Origin of the sequence: Cryptosporangium sp. NPDC048952, assembly GCF_043197895.1 — a bacterium.
Lineage (GTDB): Bacteria > Actinomycetota > Actinomycetes > Mycobacteriales > Cryptosporangiaceae > Cryptosporangium.
In genome coordinates, this window is record NZ_JBICTY010000002.1 from 967132 (window position 1) to 993293 (window position 26162).

Annotated in this window: 28 protein-coding genes and 1 pseudogene; 8 read left to right on the forward strand and 21 right to left on the reverse strand. The window is 69.8% G+C overall.

The features are described 5' to 3' along the window. The first annotated feature begins 7 nt into the window (after positions 1-7). Entirely contained in the window at positions 8-1417 is a 1410-nt protein-coding gene (locus tag ACGFY5_RS12790) for a diguanylate cyclase (RefSeq protein WP_392719755.1), read from the forward strand. 68 nt (positions 1418-1485) lie between these two features. Further along, the gene (locus ACGFY5_RS12795; protein WP_392719756.1) at positions 1486-2235 is read left to right on the forward strand and encodes a TetR/AcrR family transcriptional regulator; all 750 of its coding nucleotides are present in this window, start codon (positions 1486-1488) and stop codon (positions 2233-2235) included. Here the strand turns inward: ACGFY5_RS12795 and ACGFY5_RS12800 are convergent. Genes ACGFY5_RS12800 through ACGFY5_RS12810 form a run of 3 tightly spaced genes read right to left on the reverse strand, consistent with a single transcriptional unit; the run spans position 2132 to position 4868 of the window. Further along, complete coding sequence (locus ACGFY5_RS12800; RefSeq protein ID WP_392719757.1) at positions 2132-2671, reverse strand: MarR family winged helix-turn-helix transcriptional regulator; 540 nt, start codon at positions 2669-2671, stop codon at positions 2132-2134. The two genes, ACGFY5_RS12795 and ACGFY5_RS12800, sit on opposite strands and share 104 nt — an antisense overlap. Beyond that, positions 2668-3888 carry a 2-hydroxyacyl-CoA dehydratase gene (locus tag ACGFY5_RS12805; RefSeq protein ID WP_392719758.1) on the reverse strand — a complete coding sequence of 407 codons (1221 nt, stop codon included), beginning with the start codon at positions 3886-3888 and terminating at the stop codon, positions 2668-2670. The genes ACGFY5_RS12800 and ACGFY5_RS12805 overlap by 4 nt, the downstream gene beginning before the upstream one ends. After that, entirely contained in the window at positions 3885-4868 is a 984-nt protein-coding gene (locus ACGFY5_RS12810; protein ID WP_392719759.1) for a 2-hydroxyacyl-CoA dehydratase, read from the reverse strand. The genes ACGFY5_RS12805 and ACGFY5_RS12810 overlap by 4 nt, the downstream gene beginning before the upstream one ends. 50 nt (positions 4869-4918) lie before the next feature. Between ACGFY5_RS12810 and ACGFY5_RS12815 the strand changes: the two genes are divergently transcribed. Further along, complete coding sequence (locus ACGFY5_RS12815; protein ID WP_392719760.1) at positions 4919-5311, forward strand: nuclear transport factor 2 family protein; 393 nt, start codon at positions 4919-4921, stop codon at positions 5309-5311. Here the strand turns inward: ACGFY5_RS12815 and ACGFY5_RS12820 are convergent. From ACGFY5_RS12820 to ACGFY5_RS12835, 4 genes and pseudogenes are all read right to left on the reverse strand, one after another. Then, entirely contained in the window at positions 5298-5498 is a 201-nt protein-coding gene (locus tag ACGFY5_RS12820) for a hypothetical protein (protein ID WP_392719761.1), read from the reverse strand. The genes ACGFY5_RS12815 and ACGFY5_RS12820 overlap by 14 nt on opposite strands. Positions 5499-5559: 61 nt before the next feature. Then, positions 5560-6156, reverse strand: a complete 597-nt coding sequence (locus ACGFY5_RS12825) for a cadmium resistance transporter (RefSeq protein ID WP_392719762.1) — start codon at positions 6154-6156, stop codon at positions 5560-5562. Continuing rightward, positions 6153-7343, reverse strand: a complete 1191-nt coding sequence (locus ACGFY5_RS12830; protein WP_392719763.1) for a CaiB/BaiF CoA transferase family protein — start codon at positions 7341-7343, stop codon at positions 6153-6155. Before ACGFY5_RS12830 ends, ACGFY5_RS12825 begins: the two co-directional genes overlap by 4 nt. 8 nt (positions 7344-7351) lie before the next feature. Next, a pseudogene (locus ACGFY5_RS12835) lies at positions 7352-7690 on the reverse strand (Lrp/AsnC family transcriptional regulator); the annotation flags it as partial. A 4-nt stretch (positions 7691-7694) separates the two neighbouring features. On the opposite strand from ACGFY5_RS12835, the gene ACGFY5_RS12840 reads away from it, so the two are divergent. Then, positions 7695-8348, forward strand: a complete 654-nt coding sequence (locus tag ACGFY5_RS12840) for an AzlC family ABC transporter permease (RefSeq protein ID WP_392719764.1) — start codon at positions 7695-7697, stop codon at positions 8346-8348. After that, positions 8341-8664, forward strand: a complete 324-nt coding sequence (locus ACGFY5_RS12845) for a branched-chain amino acid transporter permease (protein WP_392719765.1) — start codon at positions 8341-8343, stop codon at positions 8662-8664. The genes ACGFY5_RS12840 and ACGFY5_RS12845 overlap by 8 nt, the downstream gene beginning before the upstream one ends. Here ACGFY5_RS12845 and ACGFY5_RS12850 read toward each other — a convergent pair. Next, positions 8661-9350 carry an alpha-ketoglutarate-dependent dioxygenase AlkB gene (locus tag ACGFY5_RS12850; RefSeq protein WP_392719766.1) on the reverse strand — a complete coding sequence of 230 codons (690 nt, stop codon included), beginning with the start codon at positions 9348-9350 and terminating at the stop codon, positions 8661-8663. The two genes, ACGFY5_RS12845 and ACGFY5_RS12850, sit on opposite strands and share 4 nt — an antisense overlap. Positions 9351-9419: 69 nt before the next feature. Further along, positions 9420-10493 (reverse strand): BMP family ABC transporter substrate-binding protein, encoded by a 1074-nt coding sequence (locus ACGFY5_RS12855; RefSeq protein WP_392719767.1) that lies wholly within the window; start codon positions 10491-10493, stop codon positions 9420-9422. Between the two features lie 372 nt (positions 10494-10865). Here ACGFY5_RS12855 and ACGFY5_RS12860 point away from each other — a divergent pair, with 372 nt between their 5' ends. Next, the gene (locus ACGFY5_RS12860; RefSeq protein WP_392719768.1) at positions 10866-11600 is read left to right on the forward strand and encodes a GntR family transcriptional regulator; all 735 of its coding nucleotides are present in this window, start codon (positions 10866-10868) and stop codon (positions 11598-11600) included. Between the two features lie 10 nt (positions 11601-11610). After that, positions 11611-12780, forward strand: coding sequence for an alpha-hydroxy-acid oxidizing protein (locus ACGFY5_RS12865; protein ID WP_392719769.1), 1170 nt, complete (start codon positions 11611-11613; stop codon positions 12778-12780). Here ACGFY5_RS12865 and ACGFY5_RS12870 read toward each other — a convergent pair. The 5 genes from ACGFY5_RS12870 to ACGFY5_RS12890 form a co-directional block, all read right to left on the reverse strand. Further along, positions 12777-12983 (reverse strand): hypothetical protein, encoded by a 207-nt coding sequence (locus tag ACGFY5_RS12870; RefSeq protein WP_392719770.1) that lies wholly within the window; start codon positions 12981-12983, stop codon positions 12777-12779. The two genes, ACGFY5_RS12865 and ACGFY5_RS12870, sit on opposite strands and share 4 nt — an antisense overlap. A gap of 215 nt (positions 12984-13198) precedes the next feature. Then, the gene (locus ACGFY5_RS12875) at positions 13199-13834 is read right to left on the reverse strand and encodes a hypothetical protein (protein ID WP_392719771.1); all 636 of its coding nucleotides are present in this window, start codon (positions 13832-13834) and stop codon (positions 13199-13201) included. Positions 13835-14270: 436 nt separating this feature from the next. Beyond that, positions 14271-15083, reverse strand: a complete 813-nt coding sequence (locus ACGFY5_RS12880; RefSeq protein WP_392719772.1) for a siderophore-interacting protein — start codon at positions 15081-15083, stop codon at positions 14271-14273. A 53-nt stretch (positions 15084-15136) separates the two neighbouring features. Continuing rightward, on the reverse strand, positions 15137-15955 hold the full coding sequence (locus ACGFY5_RS12885) for an alpha/beta hydrolase (RefSeq protein ID WP_392719773.1): 819 nt from the start codon (positions 15953-15955) through the stop codon (positions 15137-15139). Continuing rightward, the gene (locus ACGFY5_RS12890) at positions 15952-16776 is read right to left on the reverse strand and encodes an MBL fold metallo-hydrolase (RefSeq protein ID WP_392719774.1); all 825 of its coding nucleotides are present in this window, start codon (positions 16774-16776) and stop codon (positions 15952-15954) included. Before ACGFY5_RS12890 ends, ACGFY5_RS12885 begins: the two co-directional genes overlap by 4 nt. A gap of 70 nt (positions 16777-16846) precedes the next feature. Here ACGFY5_RS12890 and ACGFY5_RS12895 point away from each other — a divergent pair, with 70 nt between their 5' ends. Next, positions 16847-17179: a winged helix-turn-helix transcriptional regulator gene (locus ACGFY5_RS12895; RefSeq protein ID WP_392719775.1), complete on the forward strand. Its 333-nt coding sequence runs from the start codon at positions 16847-16849 to the stop codon at positions 17177-17179. 33 nt (positions 17180-17212) lie between these two features. Here ACGFY5_RS12895 and ACGFY5_RS12900 read toward each other — a convergent pair whose 3' ends face one another. From ACGFY5_RS12900 to ACGFY5_RS12930, 7 genes are all read right to left on the reverse strand, one after another. Next, positions 17213-18781 (reverse strand): long-chain fatty acid--CoA ligase, encoded by a 1569-nt coding sequence (locus ACGFY5_RS12900; RefSeq protein WP_392719776.1) that lies wholly within the window; start codon positions 18779-18781, stop codon positions 17213-17215. 9 nt (positions 18782-18790) lie between these two features. Next, entirely contained in the window at positions 18791-19837 is a 1047-nt protein-coding gene (locus ACGFY5_RS12905; protein ID WP_392719777.1) for an ABC transporter ATP-binding protein, read from the reverse strand. Continuing rightward, a complete protein-coding gene (locus ACGFY5_RS12910; RefSeq protein ID WP_392719778.1) occupies positions 19830-21536 on the reverse strand; it encodes an ABC transporter permease in 1707 nt (568 codons plus the stop codon). Before ACGFY5_RS12910 ends, ACGFY5_RS12905 begins: the two co-directional genes overlap by 8 nt. Beyond that, positions 21533-22645, reverse strand: a complete 1113-nt coding sequence (locus ACGFY5_RS12915; RefSeq protein ID WP_392719779.1) for an ABC transporter substrate-binding protein — start codon at positions 22643-22645, stop codon at positions 21533-21535. Before ACGFY5_RS12915 ends, ACGFY5_RS12910 begins: the two co-directional genes overlap by 4 nt. Positions 22646-22793: 148 nt before the next feature. Further along, positions 22794-24443: an FAD-binding dehydrogenase gene (locus ACGFY5_RS12920; RefSeq protein ID WP_392719780.1), complete on the reverse strand. Its 1650-nt coding sequence runs from the start codon at positions 24441-24443 to the stop codon at positions 22794-22796. Next, positions 24436-24741, reverse strand: coding sequence for a DUF4387 domain-containing protein (locus ACGFY5_RS12925; RefSeq protein WP_392719781.1), 306 nt, complete (start codon positions 24739-24741; stop codon positions 24436-24438). Before ACGFY5_RS12925 ends, ACGFY5_RS12920 begins: the two co-directional genes overlap by 8 nt. After that, positions 24738-26090 (reverse strand): acyclic terpene utilization AtuA family protein, encoded by a 1353-nt coding sequence (locus tag ACGFY5_RS12930; protein ID WP_392719782.1) that lies wholly within the window; start codon positions 26088-26090, stop codon positions 24738-24740. Before ACGFY5_RS12930 ends, ACGFY5_RS12925 begins: the two co-directional genes overlap by 4 nt. Positions 26091-26162 lie beyond the last annotated feature (72 nt).

Sequence of the window (26162 nt, forward strand, 5' to 3'; positions counted from 1 at the left end):
AGCGGCCGTGAAGAGAACGCGTCTGATCGTCGGTGTGCCGCTGCTCGCCGTGCCCCTGCTCGTCGTCGCGTTCGTCGACGGCGGCGGTCTCTCGGCCGTCGGGATGCACACCTTTGCGGTCGCGGACGCGATCGGGCTCGTCGGGATCGTCATCGGCCTGGTGCGCTACCGTCCGCGCTTCGTCGCGCCCTGGCTGTGTCTCGTCGGAGTCGGTGTCGTCCAGGTGTCGGCGGACATCGCGATCACCGTCGGCGGTCTGATCGATGCGGCCGGCGTCGTCTTCCTCCCTCGCTACCCGCTCTACGCGCTGGCGCTGCTGCTCTGGGCACGCCGACGACATCCCGGGCGCGACGCGGCGACCTGGATCGACCTGGGCATCGTCGGGGTCGCGCTGGCGCTGGTGTCGTGGGTCTTCCTCATCTCACCCCAGCTCTTCGACGGTGAGCACCACGGCTGGACGACCGGGACGACGCTGGCCTACCCGGTGATCGAGCTGGTGCTGATCTCGCTGGGGCTGCGGCTCTGGCTCGGCGCCCCGCAGCGCACGCCGGCGATGTATCTGCTGGGAGCCGCGCTCCTGCTCTACCTGGCCGCCGAGATCGTGTTCTCGACGTTCACCGTCGCCGGTGAGGCCGCGGTGTCCGACCTGTGGAACGTGCTGTTCCTGGTGCCCGGCCCGCTGACCGCGGCGGCGGCACTGCACCCGTCGATGGCACGGCTGGGCGACCGGGTGCCCGAGACGACCGCGTCGGTGACCGGGCGCCGGCTGTTCGTGCTGGCCGTCGTCGCGGCGGTACCGCCGGGCGTGTTGGTCGTTCAGTACTGGCGCGGAGCCGACCTGCACGTGCTGCCGATCGCCGCCGCGTGCGCCGCGCTGACGTCGCTGGTGCTCACCCGGATGTGGCTGCTGGTGGTCGAGCAGCGGCGCATCGCGGTGACTGACGGCCTGACCGGCCTGAACACCCGGCGCCGGTTCGAGGAGGAGCTCACCGCGCAGTTCGATCGTTCGCGCGCGATCGGCGTCATGCTGCTCGACGTCGATCACTTCAAACAGGTGAACGACGTCTACGGGCACCAGGCCGGGGACGCCGTGCTCGAAGAGCTGGCGCACCGCCTGACGAAGGCGGTGCGGGCCGGTGACCTGGTCGCGCGCTACGGCGGCGAGGAATTCGCGGTGCTGCTCGGTTCGTCGGACCTCGCGACGACCGAGGTCATCGCCGAACGCACGCGGCAGGCGGTCGCGTCGGAGCGGTTCGTCGTCGACGGTGGCCTCGAACTGCCGGTCACCGTCTCGATCGGCGTCGCCGTGTGGAACGGGACGCCCGACATCGAGGCACCGGCCGACCTGCTGCGGGAGGCCGACCGACGCCTCTACAAAGCCAAGGCCGACGGCCGGAACCTCGTCGTCACGACCTGACGAAGTACGGTGACCGGCGATACCACTTCGCGCACTAGGAACAACGGTGTTGTCATAAGCTTCCTCGCATGACTCGGGTGCCGACGACACGGCGGCGACGCCGGCCGACCAAAACGGGCGTCGTGCTCAGCCACGAGCTCATCGTGAAGACCGCGATCCGGTTGATGCACGAGCACGGGTCGGAGGGGCTGAGCGTGCGGCGGCTCGGCATCGCGCTGGGCGCCGACCCGTCGAGCGTCTACCGGTACTTCCGTAACACCGACGACCTGATCCGTGCGGTCGCCGACGACCTGATCGGCCAGTACCTCGCGGACTTCGCGCCCGGACCCGACTACCGCAGCACGCTGCGTGACCTCGGCATCCGGATCCACGCGGCGCTGGTGGCCGAGCCGCGCATCTCCACGCTGACCGCCTCCCGCGTCACCGGCCGGCCGCACGAGATCCGCGTGATCGAGCTCGGCCTCGGGATCCTGCGGAACGCGGGGTTCTCCACCGCGGAGTCGGCCCGGCACTACCACGCGTTCATCGACCTGACGCTCGGCTTCGCCTCGCTCGACTCGTCCGCGGCGACGCTCGTGCACGGCACCGAGGAATCCGACGACGCCGTCTGGGGTGCCGTCTACGCGCAGCTGCCGGGCGACGCCCACCCTAACATCGCGGCCTGCGCGCATGCGCTCGAAGAGACGATGCGCACGAGCGCCTACCCGCGTGCCCTCACGGTGTTCCTCGACGGGCTCGAGGCGCAGCTGCGACCCGGCGAGCCACCACGTCCGGCTGAGCGCGGTTCCACTGCGGACCGTTCTCGGTCGGCCCGGTGATCGGTGCGCCCAGCCCTTCGGCGCAGCGGTGCAGCAGCTCTTCGAGTTGGGTCCGTTCGGGATCCGTGAGCCCGGAGCACATCGTGTTCTCCAGGTCGGCGCCCTCGCGCTCGCACGCCTCGACGACGTCCGTGCCGGCGGCGGTGAGCCGGGAGAGCAGCACCCGCGCGTTCTCCCTCGACACCTGCCGGGACACCCACCCGGCCGCGATCAGCGTCTGCAGTACCTGGTTCGCGCCCTGTGCCGAGACGCCCAGCGTGCGGGCGAGCGCCGCGTTCGACAGGTCCGGTTGGCGGCGCAGCAGGAACATCGCCCGGTACTCGGCCTCGCTCATTCCGTGCCCGGCCAGTCGGGCGGTGAACTCCGCCTGGTACAGCCGGGAGACGTAGCGCAGCGCGTGCCGGAGGTTCGGCTCGGGACTGCGGACCGGCTTCACAGCCGCGTGTCCAGGAACTCGGCGATCCGCCGCCGGATCTCGTCGGGATCGGCGGTGCGGGCGTCGGCGTTGCTCGCGCGGAGCTCCAGGACCGGGATGCCGTGGTCTTCGAGGGCGCGGGTGGTGAAGGAGCTTCCCGGTACGTCGTCGGCGACGAGGTGCACGACTCCGTCGACGCGGTGGGATTTCGCTTCCTTGACGTACCACTCCCCTGCCCACGGGGGTGTGTAGAGCCCGTCGGTGAGGCCGACGAACCGTGCCGCGAGGGTTCTGATCGGGTCGTCGCCGTAGCGGGCGTACCCGTCGGCGGCGATCGCGAGGTACATCGACCAGACGAACACCGCGTGGTGGCTTTCCTCGAAGCTCGTGAACAGCGACATGTCACCCCAGAGGCCTCGGCCGATCCACATGAGCCGGATCTTCTCGCCGGGGCAGACCGCGTCGCCGCGGGTCACCGCCTCGCGGACCTCGTCGTTGAGGCGCGTCGCCGCCTCGACCGCCCATTCCGAGCCGCGGTGCCACTGCGGGATCATCACGCCCGGGATCACGTCGCCGAGGTTCACCGGCAGACGCTCCGCGCCCGCGATCAGATCCCGGGTGGAGCGGTTGATCTCCGCCTGCCGGTTGCCCAGGTCCAGGATCAACTGCAATTTCTCGACGTCGAACGCGCGGTCGGTGAGGCGTTCCGTGGCGGCGATCAGGAGCCGGATCTCGGCTTCCATGAGGTCGAGCCGTTCGCTGCCGTAGGCGCGTTCCCAGTCGTGGGGCAACAGGTCCCACCATCCTGGCGGCGCGGGATCGAGCGCGGTGCGTTCGAACGGGAACACCTCGGTGCCGAACTGTTCGTGCCAGGCGTCGCAGATCTTGCCGACCGCGTCGTCGGACAGGTCGGCGACGAACATCGACGGGGTCGGCAGGCCGCCCCAGGGGCGGTCGGCGGTTTCCAGGAACATCTCGCCCAGCGACAGGACGTCGTACTGGCGGATGTAGTCGGGGTAGCCCAGCTCCGCCAGCTTCCGGAGCGCCGGGGTCGCCTGCCGCTTGGCCGCGATGATCGATGCCCACCACTGGTTGACGACGTACGGCACGTCCATCGCGCGGAAGATCTCGTGCGGGGTGTCGGCATTGGCCAGCACCAGTGGGGCGCCGGCGGGGCGCTCGTGCAGCGCGGCGAACCACGCCTTCTGGTACTCGGCCACGGAGGAGCGGGTCTTCATGCCGTGCCTTTCCGCAGCGCGTCGACAGCGTCCAGCACGTCGTCGTAATTGTTCTGTTGCCGGAGGCAGACCGCGGACGGCTCCACCGCCGCCCGTTGCCCCGGCACATCCCACGCCGGCCCGGTGTCGTGCTCGCGCACCACCGCGAGCAGCGCATCCGCCCGGCACGCGCGAAACTCCTGCGCCGTCCAACCGGCGCGCGCAGTCTGGGTAGCGCTCGGGCCCGCGGGGCCACCGTTGAGGTGCAGGTCGCCCCAGTCGTGGTCCTCGCCGACGATGTTCGCGCCGCGGTCTTCGACGGCTCGGTAGAGGTCGGGGTGGTGCTGGGTGCTGCCGGTGTAGAAGAGCCGGAACGCCGGGGCCTCCTCGTCGCCGACCGCCTCGACGAGCCGGCGCGCCTCCTCCGGCGGGTACGTCGCCGCGATGCCGACGCACTGCAGGAACGTCGTGCCCCGCACGGTGCCGGTCGTGCGCCGACGCTGTTGCAGCGCCCGGAGCGTGTCGTCGAGAGCGGCGTACCGGTTCGCGGCGTCGTGCTGGCGGTCGGCGTCGAACTCGACGCCGACCCAGCGACCGACCACGTCGACGGTCCGCCGGAGCTGACCGGCGTTGAAGGCCACTGTCGACGGTCGATCCAGGTGGAGCACCTGGCAGAGATGCACCGGAAACGGCAGCCGGAGCCCGCGCAGCACGTAGAACAGGTTCAGCGACCCGACGCTGTCCCGGCACACGACGAGCCCGGCGAGGTAGTCGAAGCGCCCGTCGAGGATCTGCGTGAGGATCGAGAGCACGGGGGCGTCGGTAGCGGCACCGAGCAGATCGAGCGCGGCCGACGACGGCGCTTCGCCCGTACCCGCGAGCCGCACGGGGTGCGCGCCGAGCCCGGCCACCAGCGACGGCGGCAGGTCACCGCCCACCACCCCCACGACCGGCCCGGCCAGGGCACCCGCTGCTTCGTACCGCTCGACGTACGCTCGCACGACCACCCCTTATCAAGGAGCTTGACACTACCACGGTCTACGGTGACCCGATGGACATCACGACCGCGGTCGAGGAGCACTGGCGCGCGTCAGAGATCGGCGACGTGGACGCCGAGCACGCGATCTACGCCACCGACGCGATCCTCGACTATCCCCAGTCGGGCGAGCGCTACCGAGGCCGCGCCGCGATCGCCGCCCAGCGCGGTGGGCACCCGGCGAACCGCCACTTCACGCTGCTGCGCGTCACCGGCAGTGACAACCTCCGGGTGAGCGAGTGCGTCATCACCTACGACGGTGCGCCCAGCTACTCGGTCAGCATCATGGAGTTCGCCGACGGGCAGGTGGTGCACGAAACGCAGTACTTCGCCGACCCGTTCGGCACGCCCTCGTCCCGGATCCGGCTCGCTGAGCCGATGCCGGGGCGCACGATCACACCGGCGTGAGTGCGATCGCCCCATCGCACCAGTCGGTGTACGCGTCGAACAGGTGCTCGTCGCTGATGTCCGGCGTGCGCTTGCTCTCGAGGAGCTCGCGGCCGGCCGCGGTGTCGGAGACGATCCGGCCGTCGACCAGGCGAATCGTGTCGAGCACGTCGCCGGTGTCGACGTCGATCATCTGTAGTGCCGTCACAGCGCGCTCCTTTGTGCGCCCCCATGCTCTGCCGCCATGGTCTCGTATCCAACCAAACCGGCTAGAGCCCGAACGCACCGCCATCGACGAGGATCAGCACGCCGAGACCGATGAGGACGATCGGCAGCAGCACGTGCCCCCACCGCGAGAGCACCCGCGCGATCGCGGGACGCGTGGCGAAGTAGCGCCCGGCCGCCACCCACACCGCGACCAGGATCAGGAACACGACGACGTACACGCTGGTGCTGCCCGCTCCGGCGGTGGCGAAGACCGGCACGTAGACGCCGATGTTGTCACCGCCGTTGGCGAACGTGACAGCGGCGACCTCGAGGGCACGCGGGCCTTTCGCCGACGCCTCCCGTGCGTCCTCGGAATCGTGCCGGTGCCTCCACGCGCTCACCGCCGCCTTGATGCCGAGCGCGAGCGGCAGCAACCCGAGGTACGGGATCACACCCTCGGGCAGGAACGACGCCCCGAACGCGGCGGCGCCGGCGACGACCAGAATCCCGACGAACCCGAGGTACTGCCCGACGGCGATGTTCCGGGCCGTGCCGCGGTGCCCAGTGCCCTGCGCGAAGAACAACGCCAGGATCAGGATGTCGTCGATGTTGGTGACGGCGAACAGGCCGACCGCCTGACCGATGACGTCGAGGTTCACGCGGATTGTTCGGCGATGCCGCGGGTGAGGAGGTCGTCGGTCTCGTGGGCACTGAGGCCCGCTTCCAGCAGCAGGGCCCGCGTATGGGAGCCGAGCGCCGGGACGTCACCCATCCGCGCCTCCACGTCCGCGAACGTCACCGGCGGCAGCAGTGCTTTGACGGAGGCGTTCTCGGTGCGGACGTCCCGCCACCGGTTGCGGGCCTCCAGCTGCGGATGCGCGATCACCTCGTCCAGCTCCCGGATGTCGGCCGCCGGAACCCCGGCCGCCGCGAGCCGCTCGTCGAGCTCTTCCGTCGACCATTTGACGGACTGTTCCGCGACGGCGGCGTCGCATTCGGCCCGGTGGGTCACCCGGTCGACGTTCGTCGCGAACCGCGGATCGTCGGCCAGCTCCGGGACGTCGAGGACCTCGCTGACCAGCGTCCGCCATCCCGAGTCGTTCTGCACGCCGATCAGGATCGTGCCGTCCTTGGTCGGGTACGAGTCATATGGCGCGATCGCGGTGTGGCTCAGCCCCATCCGCGCGGGCTGCTGCCCCGTGTACATCGACGTGTACAGCGGATACCCCATCCACTCGACGGTCGCCTCGAGCATCGACACGTCGACGGCGGCGCCGACCCCCGTGCGCGAACGGCGCAGTAAGGCCGCCAGTACCGACTGCACGCAGTACATACCCGCCGCGATGTCCGACGTCGCGATGCCGGTCTTGGACGGTGTCTCGGCGGTCCCGGTGATCGAGACCAGCCCGGACTCGGCCTGGATGAGCATGTCGTAGGCCTTGCGCTGCTCGTACGGTCCGCCGACGCCATAGCCGGAGAGGCTCACGGTGACCAGCTCCGGGTGCTCGGCGCGCAATTCGTCGGCGCCGAGCCCGAGGCGCTTCGCGGCACCGGGCGCCAGGTTCTGCACGAACACGTCCGCGTTCGCGATGAGGGTCTGCACGATGGCGACGCCTTCGGCCGACTTCAGGTCGACGGCCAGCGACTCCTTGCCTCGGTTCAGCCAGACGAAATGCGCGCCGGTGCCGTGGACGACGTGGTCGTAGTCCCGGGCGAAGTCGCCGCGCCCGGTCCGCTCGACCTTGATCACCCGGGCGCCCATGTCTGCGAGGTGCCGGCTAGCCAGGGGCGCGGCCACGGCTTGCTCCAGTGCGACGACCGTGACGCCGTCCAGGGGTTGTTCCATGTCCCCCATCATCGACGAAGCTTCAGGAGTTTCATCGTGATGCGGGAGTCGACGCGGGCGATGGCGGGGTCCCCCATCAGTTGGGTGGTGAGCCACCGCTCGTAGGCGGGCAGGTCGGCGACCTGCACCCGGATCAGGTAGTCGGGCAGGCCGAACATGCGACGCAGCTCGGCGACCTCGTCCATCGCGGCGAGCCGCGCCTCGAACGCTTCGACGGTCGCGAGGTCCTTGGCGACGAGGTCGGCGTGGATGATGACCTCGAAGCCGCGGCCGAGCGCGTCGGGATCGACGATCGCCGCGTAGCCGGTGATGACGCCGTCGGCTTCGAGCCGGCGGACGCGGCGCAGCGGCATGGTCGATCTACGCGCCGCCGCCCGCGAAAGTGGCGTCATCTGGGCAGGGCTGTTCGCGCTGGGCATCGGGCTCGGCGTGCTCGTCACCAGCCACGACCTGCCGTGGTGGCTCGCCCCGGCGCTCTCCGCGACGGTGTTCGCCGGCTCGGCCGAGTTCATCCTCGTCGGCATGCTGGCCGCCGCCGCCCCGGTGGCGACGATCGCGCTGACCACGTTCCTGATCAACTCCCGGCACCTCTTCTACGGCCTGTCGTTCCCGCTGCACCGGGTGCGCGGGCGGCTGCGCAAGGTCTACAGCGTGTTCGCGCTCATCGACGAGGCGTACGTGTTGCTGGCCGGTCGGTCGCGCAGCAGCGCCCGGATGCTGTGGACGCAGTTCGGGCTGCACGCGTCGTGGGTCGCCGGTTCGCTGACCGGCGCGCTGGCCGGGAACAGCGTGCTCAGTGACGTCCGCGGGATGGGTTTCGTTCTGACGGCTCTTTTTGTCGTTCTCACGCTCGACGCGTTCCGCGCCCGACCCGACTGGGTGACCGCCGCTCTGGCCGCCGGGTCCGCGGGCGTGGCGCTGGTGGTGGCGCCGGGATCGATGCTCCTGGTCGCGATGACCGTTTTCACCGCGAGCCTGGCCGTGCGCCACTACCGCCATGCCTGACCCGGCCTATCTCGCGGGCGCGCTGGGCGCGGCCGTGGCGATCACGGTGACGCTCCGCGCGCTGCCGTTCGTGGTGAAGGGCGCGATCGCCGAGTCCCCGTTGCTGGCGAACATCGGCCGGTGGATGCCGCTGGGCGCGGTCGGGATCCTGGCGGTGTACTGCCTGGCCCAGATCGACCTGTCACCGGGCGGCCTGGCCCAGGTCGTCGGTGTGGCGGTAACTGTTGTCATCCACTGGTGGCGCCGCAACGCGGTGCTGAGCATCGTGGCCGGCACTGCGGCCTGCCTCGCCTTGACGAACTGGGCGCTCGCCTAGCTCGAACGCGCATCCGATCGAGCTGGTGGCGCTGTTCGCCCCACGGCTGGGACGGTTGCCACCGAGAAGTTCACGCTCAGGCGCGCGCCGGCGACCTGCTTCTGCTTGGGCACGGAGTGCCGGTAGTCGCGCTGGCAGCGCCCACCCATGACGACGAGGTCTCCCCCATGGGTGACGATCGTCGTGCTGGGGCCGCCGGCCTCGGGGCGGATCAGGAACCGGCGGGTCGCGCCGAGGCTGAGCACCGGGATGACGGCCTCGGCCTGCTTGTCGGCCGGACGGTCGGCGTGCCAGCCGGTGCCGTCGTTGTGGTCGCGGTACCAGTTCATCCAGAGCCGCGCGTAGGGCCGCTCGTACTGGGCCGACAGAATCTCGGTGACGTAGTGCAGGACCGGCTGCGGAGCGTCGGCGAGGACCGGGCACTCGGCGGTGAGGCGCGGTTCGTCGACCTCCCGCGTGTACATCCAGCGCGACCGCTGCTCCCAGTCGGCCTCGTCCATCAGCATGCGCATGAGCGCTTCGTCGCCGCCGAGCCAGCCGCGGACGTGATCGACCCACGAGGTCTCGTCGAGCTGGATCCGCTCGGCAGTGGCGAACGTGGCGTCGACCGTGACGGGGAGCCCGCCGGTGCGCGTCAGATCAGGTTCACCGGAAGGCCCGAGCGAGAACAACGCCTGCTCGATCATCGCCTCGAGACTATCTCGCTGACCGTGGTCAGCGGCGCGCTCGTTGGTCGAGCGCGCCGGGCCGACCACTCAGGCGCCGAGCTTCGCTACCTCGGCGTCGACGTTGATCTTGCCGCTGCCGACGTCCTTGATGAACGTCTCCAGCGCAGTGTTCTGCTCCGGCGTTCCGCCGCAGATCTTCACGGTCGGGACCGGGTCCTTACCGAGGTGCCATTCACGGGCGACGCCCATTTTGAGCTTGCCGTCGGCGAAGTCCTGCAGGGCCGCGGCGAAGTACTCACCCGGGTCGAAGATCGACGAAACCTGGAACGTGGGGCTGGTCGAGTCGCAGCGGTCGGTGCCCGGCGTCGACAGGATCAGGTTCTTGCTGTTGCCGAACTTGGCGACCGCGTCGGTCGCGCCACCCAGGTAGGGATAGAGCGCCTTGACGCCCTGGTTGGCCTGCGCCTGCGCGGCTTCGGTGGCCTTGCCGGAGTCGTTGAAGTCACCGGTGTAGGTGGTCACCAGCGTGGCCTGCGGAATCACCGTGCGGATGCCGGCCTTGAACGCCTTCGCGGCCTGCACGGAGAAGTCGGCCTCCGGTCCGGTCACGTACCCGGCCTTGGTGTAGCCCTTCTCCTTCATCAGCAGCCCGTTGGCGTAACCGGTGGCGAAGATGACCTCGTTGATGAAGTCACGCGAGATCGTGATCTTCGGCGTCTGCTTCAGGTCCTGCTGCGCCGGCACGTACCAGGCGGTGTTGCCGCAGACCGACTCCTCGGACGCGCTGATCGCGTCCTTCAGCTCGCTGGCGCCGAGCGCGACCATGTCGACCTTCTGGCGGCACAGGTTGCGGGCCTGGTTGAGGGCGTCGGCCTGGTTGACCGAGCCGACCTTGATGAGCTGCCAGCCCTGCTTGTCGGTGAACTCCTGCGCCTTCGCGACGAAGCTCTCGTAGTAGCCGTTGTCGTTGAGGTCACCGGGGCTGAGAACGCCGATGACGACCTTGCCGTCGCCGTTGATGTCCGGGCCGGACGTGCTGGTTCCCGTTCCGGCCGACGACGCGGAGCTGGTGTCCGCGGTGTCGTCGGGACTTGTGCACGCCGCGAGCGGGACGACGAGGCAGGCCACTACAGCGGCTGCCCGCAGGGAGAGGCGTCTCATTACTGCTCCTCGATGGAGAGGGAGGGGGCGCGGTGAACAGCGAGAGCCCTGGTCAGAGCTATGCGCGTGGGGTCAGCGTCATCTCGGCATATTTCAGCGCTGCGTCTCTCACGTCAAGAGATGATGTCGCGCAATGCGAAACGCGAGCGGTAGTCGACCGGGTAAGTCGCGTCCCGAGCAACATCCAGGGCCGGGAAGCACACGCTTCCCGGCCCGTGCCACGTCTCCCCCTCGTGACCGCCTGCAGATAGTCAGGCCTACGACCGCGAGGTGGACCGGGCCGCCGGTCGGGTCGGCGTCGGCCACCAGCCGAACGGGACGCGGAAGACGCGTCCCGGGGCGGCTGGCCACGGCACCTCTAGGGTGTCAACCGTGGGAACGAGAATTAGCAAGTCGGCAACCGCGCCCCGGTACGTGGCGATCGCCGGTGAGCTGCGTGACCGCATCACGCAGGAGAAACTCGCGCCCCACACGCTCATGCCGTCCGAGCGGGAGCTCAGCGAGTCCTACGGCGTCAGCCGCATGACCGCCCGGCACGCCCTGTCGCTCCTGGAGAACGAGGGCTACGTCTACCGGCGCCCGCCCCGTGGCACGTTCGTCGCCGAGCCCCGCGTCGCCTTTCGCATCGGCAGTTTTTCGGACGAGATCACCCGGGTCGGTCGACGGCCGGCCGCCGTCGTGCTCTGGGCCGAGGAGCGGGAGCCGACGCCGTCGGCGCGGGCGGCGTTCGACCTCGCCCCGGGCGAGACCGTGCACGCGCTGCACCGGCTGCGCACCGCCGACGACGAGCCGATCGCGCTGGAGACCACCTATTTCCCCAGCGCGCTGACTCCCGGTCTGCTCGGCCAGCCGCTGACCGGGTCGCTGTGGGAGCTGCTGCGCCTGCACTACCGGATCGTGCCGACGCACGCGCAGGCCACGATCCAGTCGATCGTCATCGACGACGCGTCCTGCGCGCGCCTGCAGGTGCGCCTCGCGTCCCGCGGCATCCTGCTCACCCGCCGCACCTTCGATGACGAGGGTCGCTGCATCGAATTCGCGCGCGACGCGTACCGCGCCGACCGCGCGTCCTTCGAAGTCGAGGCGCAGATTCCGGTGCCGATCTAGGCTCTGACGCATGTCCCAGCCGTTCGGGAATTACCAGAACGAGATCTACTTCAACGGTCTCTCGGGCGTCCAGCCGCCGTATCCGATGGTGTTCGCCGAGCTGGCGGAGCGGGCCGAGGCCGCGCTGCCGCCCGGCATCTGGTCGTACGTCGCGGGTGGGGCCGGGGACGAGCACACGCAGCGCGCGAACGTCGCCGCGTTCGCGCGGTGGGGGCTGATGCCGCGGATGTTCGTCGGCGCGTCCCAGCGCGACCTGACCGTCGAGCTGTTCGGGCACACGTACGCGTCGCCGCTGTTCATGAGCCCGATCGGCGTCATCGGGCTGTGCGCGCAGGACGGTCACGGCGACCTGGCGACCGCGCAGGCCGCCGCCCGCACCGGCGTGCCGATGGTCGCGTCGACGCTGTCGGTGGATCCACTCGAGGACGTCGCCGCATCGTTCGGCGACACTCCCGGCTTCTTCCAGCTGTACACGCCCACCGACCGCGAGGTCGCCGAGAGCCTCGTGCACCGCGCGGAGAAGGCCGGCTACGCGGGCATCGTCGTCACGCTCGACACGTGGGTGACCGGCTGGCGCCCCCGCGACCTGCGCACCGCCAACTTCCCCCAGCTGCGCGGCCACTGCCTGGCGAACTACCTGGACGATCCGGTGTTCAAGTCCCGGCTCGCCAAGCCGGTCGAGGACGATCCGCAGGGCGCGATCCTGCACTGGGCGCTTTCCTTCGGAAACCCGCTCACCTGGGATGACCTGCCCTGGCTGCGGTCGCTCACGTCGCTTCCGCTCCTCGTCAAAGGCATCTGCCATCCTGACGACGTGCGCCGCGCCGCCGACGGCGGGGTCGACGGCATCTACTGCTCCAACCACGGCGGACGTCAGGCGAACGGCGGGTTGCCCGCACTGGATTGCCTGCCCGGTGTCGTGGAGGCGGCGAACGGGCTGCCGGTGTTGTTCGACTCCGGGGTGCGCAGCGGTGTCGACGTCGTCAAGGCACTGGCGCTGGGGGCCACCGCGGTGGGCGTCGGGCGTCCGTACGCGTACGGGTTGGCGCTCGGTGGGGTCGACGGGATCGTGCACGTGCTGCGGTCGCTGCTCGCCGAGGCGGATCTGACGATGGCCGTCGACGGCTACCCGACGATCGCCGATCTCACCCCGGACACCGTGCGCGCGGTGGCGTACTAGTAGCCGAGTCCGTTGAGGATTCGTTGGACTGTTTCGGCTACGCCGGACTTGCCCTTCGGGGGGCGGGCGGCGGCTAATTCCTTCTCGCCGACGATGAGGCGCATCAGGTCGTCGACCTTGGCGGTGACGTCCGGGCGGTCCGCGTCCACGGCGGCGGCCCTGAGCTCCAACGAGAGCTGCAGCAAGCGGGCGGATTGCGTCATGCACCGAGCGTAATCAGGTGATGCCACTCCCACCGGGGTGCTCCCCCACGCGGTGCGGCGCACCACCGCATCCCGTGCACTCCGGCCACGACACGACGAGCGGCACCGGCGCGAGTCGGACGGAGTTTCGGTCGATGTCGCCAGCGCGGACGGACCTGGTCGTGCCTCGTTCGTCGCGCATCGGACGTGCCTGGCCGAACGGCTCGATGCGCGTTTCAGAGGCGACCGGGCGAGGGTCGCGAGTCGGCGATCGCGGCGTTGCGCTCGGAGACGAGGCGCGCGTAGGTGGAGGGCGACAGCCGGTCGAGTCGGAGGGTCCAGGGGACGCCGACGCCCTCGGGCTTGGTGGCACCGAGCCGGACGGTGTAGGGGGCCGCTGTCCCGTTCGTGACGTTCAGCGCGCCGTCCAGATAGCACCGGCCGGCGACGCAGATCGAGAGCGCCAACACCGGTGCGTTCACCGAGCTGTCCGCCGTGGACACCGTGAAGCGTGCCGTGAAAGGCCACGACACCCGGCTGCCGTTCGCCGGCGACACGATCCGCGTGCGGGTCGCTGGCTTCTGCGCCGAGGGCGTGGTTGACGCCGCGGGCGTCGCGGCCGTAGGCGCCGTCGGGGCCGGGGCGGTGGGCGTCGGGGCCGCGGGCGTGGGAGCGGCCCCGCCTGCCGGATCGGGCGCGGTCCCGGTGCCGCGGATGACGCGCTCCGGCGCGGAGGGTTCCGCGCGAACGGTCCCGTCCGTGCCCTCCGGTCGCACGAGCACAACCGCCACAACCACCACCGCGACGACACCCGCGAGCCCAGCGAGCAGCCCTCCCACCACGCGCCGCCGCCGCCCGGACCGCGACCTCACCGCACCAGCCGATGCCGCCGCACCAGGCGGTCCTGCTACGCCGGAGGGTGCCGCCAGGCCAGTTGGTGCCGCTAAGCCAGGCCGTGCCGTCACGCCCGTGGGTGTTGGGGAGAGAGGCGGGTCGGTGGAGGGCCAGAGGCGGGGTATGGCTTCGGAGGGCCAGGGGATCGGCCCCACTGCGGGCGGCCACCGCCTCGCCGAGCAGTTGCCGAGCCCTGGCCAGGTCACCGTCGCGAGCCTGCAGGCCCGCGAGTTGCCGCATCGAGCCCAGTACCTCGGGGTCGCCCTGCGCCAACCGCGGCCGCCGCTGCCAGACGGCACGCTCGAGAAGCTCCCTCTGTGGCGACGCGGAAGACTCGGACACACGGCCAATGCTGCCCGCCAGCCCCACGGGGATTCCCCCGGGGGCCCGCTTAGCGTCGCGTCCGGTGACGAATCACGCGGGTGAGCCGGGGTGCTTCCAGAAGCCGGAGAACGTGATGCGGTCCTTGGGCAGGCCGGAGCGCACCAGGTGGCGGCGGCCCTCGGTGGCCAGCGTCGACTCGCCGACGACGAACGCGTAGCCGTCCGACGCGGGCCGGAACTCCCGGACCGCCTCGAGCGCCGCACGGCCGGGTACGGCGTCGGGGTCGTTGCGGGCGATCCACGTGATGTCGACGCCGGGCGGGGCGTCGAGCACTCGGCGGTCGGCGCTGGTGGGCACTTCCTGGATGACCCGGCCGACGGCGTCCGCCGGCAGGGAACGCACGATCGCGACGGTGGACGGCAGGCCGCTCTCGTCGGCGGCGATCAGGTACTCGGACGTGTCGGCCGGCGGGTCGAACAGGACGCCCTGGTCGAGCAGGGCGAGCGGGTCGCCGGCCCGGGCGTCGCAGGCCCAGAGGGCAGCCCGGCCCTCGAGGCTCCCGTCCGGGCCGCGGTGCAGCACGAACTCGATGTCGAGCTCGGCCTTGTCGGCGCGGAAGTCGGCGACCGTGTAGTTGGCGCAGTGCGGGCGCTGGTCCTCGGGGATCGCCAGGTAGGGCTGCCACCACGTCGAGCCTTCGAACGCCGGGAGGACCAGGCACTCCTGGTGCTTGAACGGGACGAAGAAGCGGAACCAGTGGTCGAAGCCGCGCCACTCGAAAGCGGCCAGTTCCTCGCCGGTGACGGTGACGCGCTGCATCGAGGGCGTCAGTTGCTCGGTGCGGACCACGTTCGCACGGAACATCCGAGGGTTCTCGGGCATCAGCCGGGGCTTCTTCGACACCAGGTAAGGCTAACCTGTATTAGGTCACTCTGTGCGACAGGGAGTGGTGTGGATCACTTCACGTATCGGTGCAGAAAGGTGGTTGTGGCGTCGGCTGCTTGCGTGACGTAGGGCTCGACGTCGTACAGGTCGATGTGTTGTTCGGCGTCGAGCCAGCGGATCTCCTTCGGGCCCGGGGCGGCGTCGTAGACGGCTTCCGCGAGTGCCGGCGAGCAATACGCGTCCGTTCGGCCGTGGACGACGAGGAGCGGGACGTCGTGCAGGAGGGGTGCCGCGCCCAGGGCGTCGAACGTGAGCAGTGAGTGCAGGGAGCCGTAGGTGACCCGGTTGTCCCAGTGAGCGGCGGCCGAGCGTTCGGTGCCGTAGTAGGCGAATGGTTCGTCGCCGCCCATGGCGGCTTCGGCGCCGTTCGGGGCCACGGCGGGGAGGGTTTCGTCGTAGCGGTCGAGGAATCCGCGCAGGGTGGTGCGGTAGTTCGCGTCCGCGAAGTGGGCCGGACTGTTGTAGCCGCCGGCGATGCCGACGACGGCCCGGATCCGCGGGTCGGTGGCTGCCGCTGTGAGCGCGTAGCCGCCGCCCAGGCAGACGCCGACGACGGCGACGCGGTCGGTGCCCAGGAACGTGACCGCGGCGCGGAGGTCGGCGAGCTTGCCCTGGCTGTCTTCGTGGCCGCGGCGGCCTTCGCTCTCGCCGAAGCCGCGGTGGTCGAAGGCGAGCGTCGTGAAGCCCCGCTCGTGCAGCAACTCCGCATACCGTCCGACCACCTGCTCCTTCACCCCCGTGAACGGCCCGGTCAACACCACCGCCGGCCCGTCGGTCTGCCGGAGCTCGCCGACGAGCTGGAGGCCCTCGGCCTCGAACTGAACCCTCATGCCGGCACGCTCTCATTCGCCAGTTCGGCGGCGACCGCGTCTGCGCCGAGGCTGATCATCCAGGTCAGGGGCGCGTCCGGAAGGAAGCTCGTCATCATGGCGGTGAGTTCGTCCTTCTGTACCTCGTCGAGTCGCGGAACCCCGGCGGAAAGCCGACGCACCACCTCCCGGTACATCAACAGGTAACGCCGCTGGTCGGCGAACATGCCGACGTCACCCGGCGCACCGTGCCCCGGATACAACCTGGCCCCGGCCAACGCCTCCGGCAGCGACGACAGCGCGTCGAGCCAGCGCCCCGTGTGCCCGTCGGCGGTGTACGGATGCGTACCCGGGAACGCGAGGTCACCGATGAACGCGTCGTCGCCGAGCGTCACGTACGAGTCGGCGTGACTCTCGGCCTCCCCCACCGTGTGCACGGTGAACCAGAGCCCGCCGAGCCGCACCGCCTCACCGTCGGCGAGCCGAGCAGAAGGCACCCGATAAGTACCGGGCCACTCTTCGCCGTAGACCGGCTTCCACTGCTCCCGCTTCGCGTCGGCGATCGACGCGATCGCGTCCGCGACCGGCGCGGCGGCGTACACCGGCACGTCGTCGCCCGCGAGCAACGGAAGCCCGTTGAAATGATCCGGGTGCGCGTGCGTGACGAACACGCCGAGCAGCGGCTTCTTCAGTGCGTCGATCCGGGCGGCCAGCGCCGTGACGTCCGAGACCAGGAGATTCGCGTCGATCAGGACGAGGCCGGAAGCTGCCTCGACGATGTAACTGTTGACGAGCAGGCCCGCCTCGGCGGCGGTGTAGGTGTGGATGCGGTAGTCCCTCATGGACTTCACGCTAGGTTGGGAGTCCCGGGTCGGACAGAAGGCACTTTCTGGTGCCCTTTCGGAGGTGCTGATGTCGCTCGTCATCCCCGACGTCCTCGAGGAGAGCTGCACGACGCGCCAGGCGCTGGAACGGCTCGCGTCGAAGTGGCGCGTGCTGGTGATCTATGCGCTGCTCACCGGTCCGCAGCGCCACGCCGAGCTGCGGCGTCGCGTCGCCGGGATCACGCAGAAAGTGTTGACGCAGACGCTCCGGGAGATGGAGCAGGACGGCCTGGTGGAACGGCGGGTCCTCAAAGAGGACCCGCCGCAGCACGTCGAATACGCCCTGACGCCCCTCGGCAAAACACTGCAGGAACCGTTAGCGGCGATCTGCGCCTGGGCCACCGACCACGGCCGCCCGTGACCCGGCACCCGAGGGCGCCGGGCCGAACGGACGTCAGGACAGTTCGCGCTTGAGGATCTTGCCGGTCGCGGTCATCGGCAACGAGTCGACGATCTCGATGACGCGCGGGTACTTGTAGGCCGCCATCTTCTCGCGTGCCCACGCGCCGAGCTCGTCGGCGGTCAGGGTCGCCCCCGGCGCCAGGATCACGTACGCCTTGATCTCTTGACCGTGGCTCTCGTGCGGTATCCCGATGACCGCGCACAGTGAGACGTCGGGGTGCTGCATCAGCGCCTCCTCCACCTCACGCGGGTAGACGTTGAAGCCGCCCCGGATGATCATCTCCTTGGCGCGGTCGACGATGTAGTACCAGCCGTCGGAGTCGGTGCGCGCCAGGTCGCCGGTGCGGAACCAGCCCTCCTCGTCCAGCACCTCGGCGGTGGCGTCAGGCCGACCCAGGTACCCCTTCATGACGTTGTGCCCGCGGATCGCGATCTCGCCGACCTCGTCGGGACCCTCGATCGTCTTCCCGGTGGGGTCGACCAGCTTCATCTCGACGCCGGGGATCGGGATACCGATCGAACCGGGCCGCACCGGCGCCTCGGGCCGCGAGAACGACGCGATCGGTGAGGTCTCCGAGAGCCCGTACCCCTCGAGGATCGTCACGCCGAACCGCTCCTGGAACCGAGTGTGCACGTCCACCGGCAGCGCAGAACCACCCGACGACGCGATCCGCAGCCGCGACGCCATCGCCTCGACCTCGGACGCGCGGTCCGGCCCCACCGAGTCCAGCGCCCCGAGCAGGCCCCAGTACATCGTCGGGACCCCGGAGAAGAACGTGATGTTCTCGCGCAGCATGAGCTCGAGCGCCGCTTTCGGATCCCAGCGCGGCAGCATCACGATCGTGCCACCGTAGGCGATCGGCCCGTTCTGGCAGACGGTCTGCCCGAACGAGTGGAACAGCGGCAGCACGCAGAGGATCGTGTCGGGCCGCTCGGCGTCCGACCCGACCAGCGACGACCCGGCCACCGCGTTGTCACGCATGTTGCGGTGCCGCAGCTCCGCACCCTTGGGCTGACCGGTGGTGCCCGAGGTGTAGAGGATCACCGCCGTGTCGTCCTCGTCGGTGTCGACGGTGGTGAACGTCGCCGGCTGGGTCAGGGCGGCCGACGCCAGCGTTTCGACACCCTCGATGGGCGACGGCGCCGAAAGTTCCGCCGTGATGACGAAGAAGTCCGTGCAGCCCTCGACTTCGGAGAAGCCCTCGTGGCCCCACTGCGCCATCGGCAGTTCCGGCGTTCCTTCGAAGCAGAAGTACGCCTTCGCGCCGGAGTCACGCAGGTGGTAGGCGATCTCCGAGCCTTTGAGCAGGACGTTCAGCGGTACGACCGCCGCGCCGGCCTTCAGGATGCCGAAGTAGGCGATCGTGAAGTACGGCAGGTTCGGGCAGCTCAGGGCGACGCGGTCACCCCGGCCGATCCCCCGCGCGGCCAGGGCACCGGCGACCATGTTCGCCATCGTGTTCACGGCCCCGTAGTTCAACCGGGTGTCGCCGATGACGATCGCATCCCGCTCGGGGTACGAGGCGGCGGTCTTCTCTAGCAACGTTGCGAGGTTGTACACACAATCCCCTCAGGATTCGAAGACGCGGATCGCGTCGGGCGGTAACTCCACGATCATCTCGGAGCCTTCGTCGATTGGAGTGAGACTTCGGACAAGAATGTCTCGGTCCCCCAGTCCAAGGATCGCGCGGTAGTGGTCTCCGAGAAACGCCCGAGAACGGACTTTTGCCGTCACAGTGTTGGTTCTACCCGAGTCAACGTTCTGCACGAGGATGCGTTCCGGACGGATGGCCAGCCGGACGTCACCCTCTGCCTGAAGGGGAATCGTCAGCGGCGTCCCCAGCCCCGACAGCCACACCTGATTGCCCGCGGCCCGCCCCGGCAGCACGTTGACCGTCCCGACGAAGTCGGCGACGAACTCGTCGGCCGGCTCGTGGTAGATCTCCTCCGGCGTCCCGATCTGGCGCACGCGACCGGCGTCCATCACCACGATCCGGTCGCTCATCGAGAGCGCCTCGTCCTGGTCGTGGGTCACGAACACTGTCGTCACGCCGATCCGCTGCTGCAGCCCACGGAGCCACTCGCGCGCGCGTTCGCGCAGCTTGGCGTCAAGACTGGAGAACGGTTCGTCGAGCAGCAGCAGGTCCGGCGGGTGAGCCAGCGCGCGGGCCAGCGCCACGCGCTGCTGTTGCCCGCCCGAGAGCTCGTGCGGGTAGCGCTTCTCGTACTTCCCGAGTTCGACGAGCTCCAGCACCTCGCGCACGCGCGCGGCCCGTTCGGCCCGTCCGACCCGGCGCAGTTTCAGCGGGTACGCCACGTTGTCGTGCACCGACAGGTGCGGCCACACCGCGTACGACTGAAAAACAACACCACAATTGCGACGTTCTGGAGCGACGTCGATCCGGCCGGCGTCGAACACGACGGTGTCGCCGAACGCGATAGTGCCGCGGTCGGGCGAGTGGAGGCCGGCGATCGACCAGAGCGTGGTCGACTTGCCGCACCCGCTCGGGCCGAGCAGCGTGAAGAACTCGCCGTCACGCACGTGCAGGTCGAGGTCCTCGAGCACCGTCTGGGCGCCGAAGCTCTTCGCGACTCCGGTCAGCGTCAGATCAGGCATGGGCGCGCACCCCCGGGAAGAGTCGGCCCGCGCCGAGAACAGCGAGCGTGATGGCCATTTGGATGACGCCGAACGCGGCGACGGCTCCGCCGGCGCTGGTCGCGGCGAGCTGCAGCATCGTCAGCCCCATGACCGGGGTCCGGTCCGTGACGAGGAAGACGGCCGGGTCGGCATCGTTGAGCAGGGAGACGAACAGCAGGATGAAGCAGGCCGCCATCGCGGGGGCGGACAGGCGTAGCGCCACGCTGACCGATGCTTGCCACCACGTGGCCCCGGACGTACGGGCCGCCCGATCGAGGTCCTGCCCGATCGCGGCCAACGCCGGATAGAACACCCCGTACCCGAGCGCGAGACTCCGCACCGCGAACGCGAGCCCGATCCCCCACAGCGAGCCCCGCACGACGCCACTCGGGTCGAGGATCGCGAACGACCAGAAGAACGCCATGCCGGTGACGAGCCCCGGCATCATCCGCGGCCACATCACGGCCTGCTGCAGCGAGCCGCGGAACCGGAACGTCGAGCGGTGCGCGACGACGGAGATCACCGCGATCGCACCCGTCGCGAGCAGCCCGCCGACACCGGCGATGAGCAGGCTGTTGATGATCGAGTCCGACCAGATCGGGTTGTCGGAGATCGCGGAGAAGTTGTCGAGCGTCAGTACCGACCACGGGGTGATCAGCGGCGTCAGGATCGACGTGAAGGCCGACAGGAGGACGCCGGCCAAGGGCACCACGACGAGGACGCCGAGCACGAACGCGAATGCGGCGGCGACGGCCCACCGGGTGCGCCCGAGATCCACGGTGCGCGATGCGGACGCTTTCCCGGTGACAGTGGTGTAGCGGGCGGTGTCGCCGACCAGCTTGTTCCGGGCCACGAGGAGCCCCGATACGCAGATCAGGAGGAAAACGGCGCCGGCCGACACCAGCCCCTGGTTCGGCGCCGCCGCGGTGACCCAGTTGCGGTAGAGGTACGTCGACACGAACGTGATGTTCTTGGAGAAGCCGAGGATCAGCGGCAGCCCGAGCACCTCGAACGACACCGCGAAGACGAGGATCGCCGAGTTCAGCACGGCCGGGCGCAGCAGCGGCACGGTCACCGAGATCAGCGCCCGCAGCGGACGGGCACCGGCGCTGCGGGCCGCGTCCTCCAGCGCCGGGTCGATCTGAACCACCGTCGAGCGGCAGAACAGGAACACCGTCGGCGCGGCTACCGTCGTCGCGACCAGCGCCATGCCCGGCAGCGAGTACAGGTCCACCGGGAACGTGACGAACGTGTTGAGCGACAGCCACGACGACACGTATCCCGACGGCGCCCACATCGCCATCCAGCCGACGATCAGCACCAGGCCCGGGAGCATCACCGGCAGGATCAGCACCCCGGTGAGCACCCGCCGGAACGGCACGTTCGTCCGGGTCAGCAGCACTGCCGACCCGACCCCGAGCGCTACCGACAGCACTGTCGTCAGTCCCGCGAACACCGCGCTGTTGCCCACTGCCGACCACCACGCCGAGTCGGTGAGCAGGTCGGCGAAGTTCGCGAGCGTGACGTGCCCGCCCGACCGGTAGAGCGGCGTCGACCACAGCGACGCGAGCGCGATCGGCACGACCGGCCCCACGACGACGACCAGCGTCAGCACCCAGATGGCGTAGTGACTGACGCTGACCCGCCGTCCCCGCAGGGCCGGGAGGGCCAGACTCATCGCCCGAAAGCCTTGTTGAAGCGGGAGATCAGCGCCGGTCCACCGGACGCCAGCGACGGGTCGTAGGTGCCGACGAGCAGGTTGTCCTTCCCCACGATCGCCGTGACCTGCGCCAGGCCGAAGTCGCACTTCACCCCGTCGCGGTAGGGCGTGAAGCCGCCCTGGCACGCGGCCTCCTGGCCCTTGACCGACAGCAGCCAGTTCAGCCAGACCTTCGCGGCGTTCGGGTGCGCGGCCTTGGTGGTCACGCCGATGCCGCGCGGCAGCAGCGGGGTGCCGTCGGTGAGGTAGGTGTAATTCACGACCTTGGCGACGTCGTCGACGATGAACGCGCGCACGTTCCCGGAGACGAAGAACGCCGCGGCGTATTGTCCCTGGGCGAGCTTGGTCACCAGCGGCCCGTTGTCCGATTCCACGGCCGCGTGCGCGCCGATCGTCTCCAGCGTCTTCCAGCCGGCGTCGCCGTACTTGTCCAGGTAGGCGCTGGTGGCGCCGAACTGGATGACGTTCGAGATGTCGGTGGCGCCGATCTTGCCGTCAAGTTGCGGCGCCATCGTCGCGAGCTCGGCCATCGTCTTGGGCTGCTTGGCTTCGGGCAGCAGGGCCTTGTTGAAGACCGCGATGACCGGGTCCTCGGAGAACGCGTACAGGCCCGGGGCGAGCACGGCGTAGTCGGGCAGGTTCGCCTGGTTCGGGTCCTCGTATTTCAGGACGTTGCCGCCCTGCAGGAACGAGAGCCAGCCGACGGCGTCGCTGCTCATGATCACGTCGCCGGTCGAGCCGCCCGAGGCCACCTCGGTCTCATAGCGCTGGAACATCTCCTTGTTGCCGAGCGTCAGGCTGCGGACCTTGATGCCGGGGTTGGCCGCTTCGAACGCCTTGATGAGCGGCGTCATCTGCTGATCTTCGCTGTTGGTGTAGAGCAGCACCTCGCCCTCTTTCTTGGCCGCCGCGAGCGTCGCAGCGTCGACGGGCGTGACCGCGGAGGCCTGGCCGACGTCCGCGGTGGCGGAAGGCTGGGACGTGGTGCTGTCACCGGCGTTGCTGCCGCACGCGGCGAGGGTCAGCGCGGCGGTGAGGGCGAGGGGCAGTAGCGCGGTCCTTCGCATGATGAACCTCGGAGGGTCGTCGGCGGCGTCGCCGGAAGGAAGCAGGAGGCGATGCTATTGCAAAGATTTAGCGAGTTGCAGATGTCTTTTGCGATGGAAACCTTTCGCTGAGCGAAAGGTGCTGGCGGGGGGTGCTGAGCGAAAGGCGTCAGACGATCGCGCGTGCTGCGGCGCGGCCGGCCACCCGGCCGGAGAAGAGACAGCCCCCGAGGAACGTGCCTTCGAGCGCGTTGTAGCCCATCATTCCGCCGCCGCCGAAGCCGTTGACCTCGCCGGCCGCGTACAGGCCGGGGAACGGGGTGCCATCGGCGCGCAGGCACCGGCCGTCCAGGTCGGACTCGAGGCCGCCGAGCGTCTTGCGGGAGAGGATCTGCAGCCGTACCGCGATCAGCGGCCCGGACGCGGGGTCGAGCAGTTTGTGCGGTGCGGCGGTGCGCGAAAGCTTGTCGCCGCGGTAGTTGCGTGCACCGCGGATCGCGGTCAGCTGCGCGTCCTTGCTGAACGCGTTGTCCACTTCCCGGTCGCGCGCTTCGATCAGCGTCCGCAGCTCGTTCTCGCCCAGCTCCGGGGCGTCGGCATCGGCGATCTTGTTCATGCCCGCCACCAGCTCGGCGAGCGTGTCCGCGACGACGAAGTCGGCGCCGTGCTTCATGAACGCCTCGACCGGACCCGGCGCCCCGCCGCGGACCCGGGACAGGACCAGCTTGACGTCCTTGCCGGTCAGGTCCGGGTTCTGCTCGGAGCCGGAGAGCGCGAACTCCTTCTCGATGATCTTCTGGGTGAGCACGAACCACGAGTAGTCGTAGCCGGTCGTCCGCAGGTGGGCGAGCGTGCCGAGCGTGTCGAAGCCCGGGAAGTACGGTGCGGGCAGCCGTTTCCCGGTCGCGTCCAGCCACAGCGACGACGGGCCCGGCAGGATCCGGATGCCGTGGTTCTCCCAGACCGGATCCCAGTTGCGGATGCCCTCGACGTAGTGCCACATCCGGTCCGGGTTGATCACCCGGGCGCCGGCGGCCTCGGTGATGCCCAGCATCCGGCCGTCGACGTGCGCGGGGACCCCGGAGACCATCGTCTTCGGCGGCGTTCCCAGCCGGGCGGGCCAGACCTTCCGCACCAGGTCGTGGTCCCCGCCGATGCCGCCGCTGGTGACGATCACGGCCTGCGCGCGCAGTGCGAAGTCCTCGACGACGATCCGGGACGACGCCTGTCCGCGGCGCGCCGCCGTCGCCTCGAGCACCCTTCCGTGCACCCCGACGACCGTCCCGTTCTCGACGACCAGACCGTCGACGCGGTGCCGGAACGCCAGCCGGATGTGTGCACTCGCCCGCACGCGCCGTTCGAACGGCGCCACCACTCCGGGTCCGGTCCCCCACGTGATGTGGAACCGCGGCACCGAGTTCCCGTGCCCCTCGGCCCGGCCGTCACCGCGCTCTGCCCACCCGACCAGCGGGAACACCCGGTGGCCCATCCCCCGGAGCCATTCGCGCTTCTCACCGGCCGCGAAGTCGAGGTAGGCCTCGGCCCACGCGCGGGGCCAGTGGTCCTCCTCGCGGTCGAACTGGGCGCTGCCCAGCCAGTCCTGCCGGGCCAGTTCCCGCGAGTCGCGGATGCCCATGCGCCGCTGCTCCGGCGTGTCCACGAGGAACAGTCCGCCGAGACTCCAGAACGCCTGGCCGCCGAGCGACTGCTCGCCTTCCTGGTCGAGCAGGATCACCGAACGGCCGGCGTCGGCCGCCTCGGCGGCGGCGACCAGGCCGGCGAGGCCGGCCCCGACCACGAGAACGTCCGCGTCAGCCACGGTGCACCTCTAATATCGCCAGGGGGACGTGATGCTGGCCGGCGTGCATGTCGCGGTCACGCAGCGAGCCCTGCGAGACCGGGCGCGGGAACGAGATCTTCACGATGTTCAGCGACGGGATGCGAAAGATCTGGATCGTGTCGGCGTCGACCCGGTAGAGGTCGGCGACCAGCCGTTCGTCGATGAACTGGACGGCCTCGTAGCCGTCCGGGTCGCGCATGAACAGTTCCATCGTCACCCAGAACGGGCCGGCGTTCTTCGACCGCACCTCGAGCGCGAGGTCGCTGATCGTCGTCATTTCGTGGCTCCGTACTCGATGCGGAACAGGTCGGTCGGTTCGCTGTCCACGACGTGGTTGAGCACGAACTCGTACGCGGCGCCCCGCTCGGTCTCCGCGGGTGAGCCCGCGAACGCGAGGCTGGGCAGGTAGTGCATCTCGGCCGTCGGCAGGTGCAGCATCAGCGGGTTCGCGACCTTCGCGACCGCGGTGGCGGTGGCCTGATCGGGTGCGTTGACCAGCAGCATCACGCCGACCTCGCGCGGCGGCCCGGCCTCGAACTCCAGCTCGTCGAGTACCCCGTTGTAGCCGTAGAGGCGCAGGTCGAACGCGTACTCGTCGTCGTTCAGGCCGAGCGTCTGGGACACCCGCTGACGCAGGTGCGTGCGTAACAGATCCGCCCACGACTCGACGTCCGCGAGGATCAGCGGGTCGCGGATCGCGGTGAACGAGGTCGTTTCGTAGCCGGTGATACGGGCGCCTTCGAGCTTGATCGTGTGCTGGTCGGCGGTGTGGAACTTCGAGCCTTCGACGCGGACCGTGCGGTCGTCGACGGCCACGTAGGTCGCGTCGCGGACGTCGAGCGTGCCGTCCGGCTCGCGCATCTCGAACGGGTTCACGGTCTCGTAGAGCATGTGGGCGGCGACGGTGAACGGCGTGCAGGCGCTGTCCGCGGCGAGCGGCTCGATCGTGAAGCCGGTCCCATCGATCGTGGTGTAGACGCCGCCGCCGCGCGGGTTCGTCGTGCACTGGCCCCCGCACTCGACGATCTTCGACGCGTGCCAGGTGGGACCGGCCGGCATGCCCTGCATCAGGGGGAACGCAGCGGCGACGGCGGTGTCGGTGGCCCGACCCGCGAAGACGATCTGGGCACCCGCCCGCAACGCCTCGACGATCGGGTGGTGGCCCATCATGCCGACGATGTGCGTGCAGCTCTCGAGCGTTTCGGCGGTGAGCTCGCCGAGCGGCGGGAGCGGGTGGATGTGGTCCAGACGCTCTTTGAGCGCGGCCGGGGTTTGTTCACTGTAGATCCGGGCGACGCGCAGATTCAGGCCCTCCTCGGCCATGATCTCGGCGGCGATCCCGGCCACCCAGTCGACGCCGGCGTCGGTGCCGCTCGTGCCGCACGACCCGATGATCAGCGGCACCCCGGCCCGGGCCGCGGCTCGGAGCAGGCTGCGCAGGTCACGGGCCACGGCCTTCGCTGTCGTCTTCGCGCTGGCCGAGCCGAGGTAGTACGGCCCGGAGTCGGTGGAGCCGCCGTCCACCGTGATCACGTCGACGCCGAGCTCGAGGCCGCGCTCGATGGTGGCCTCGTCCCAGCCGGCGCCGAGCATGCCGGTCGGCGTCAGCATGCGTACTTGGTCCATGTGACTCCTCTGTCGCTGGAGCGCTCACCGTAATTTGCTATAGCAAGTTCGTCAACCATTGCTTAAATCATT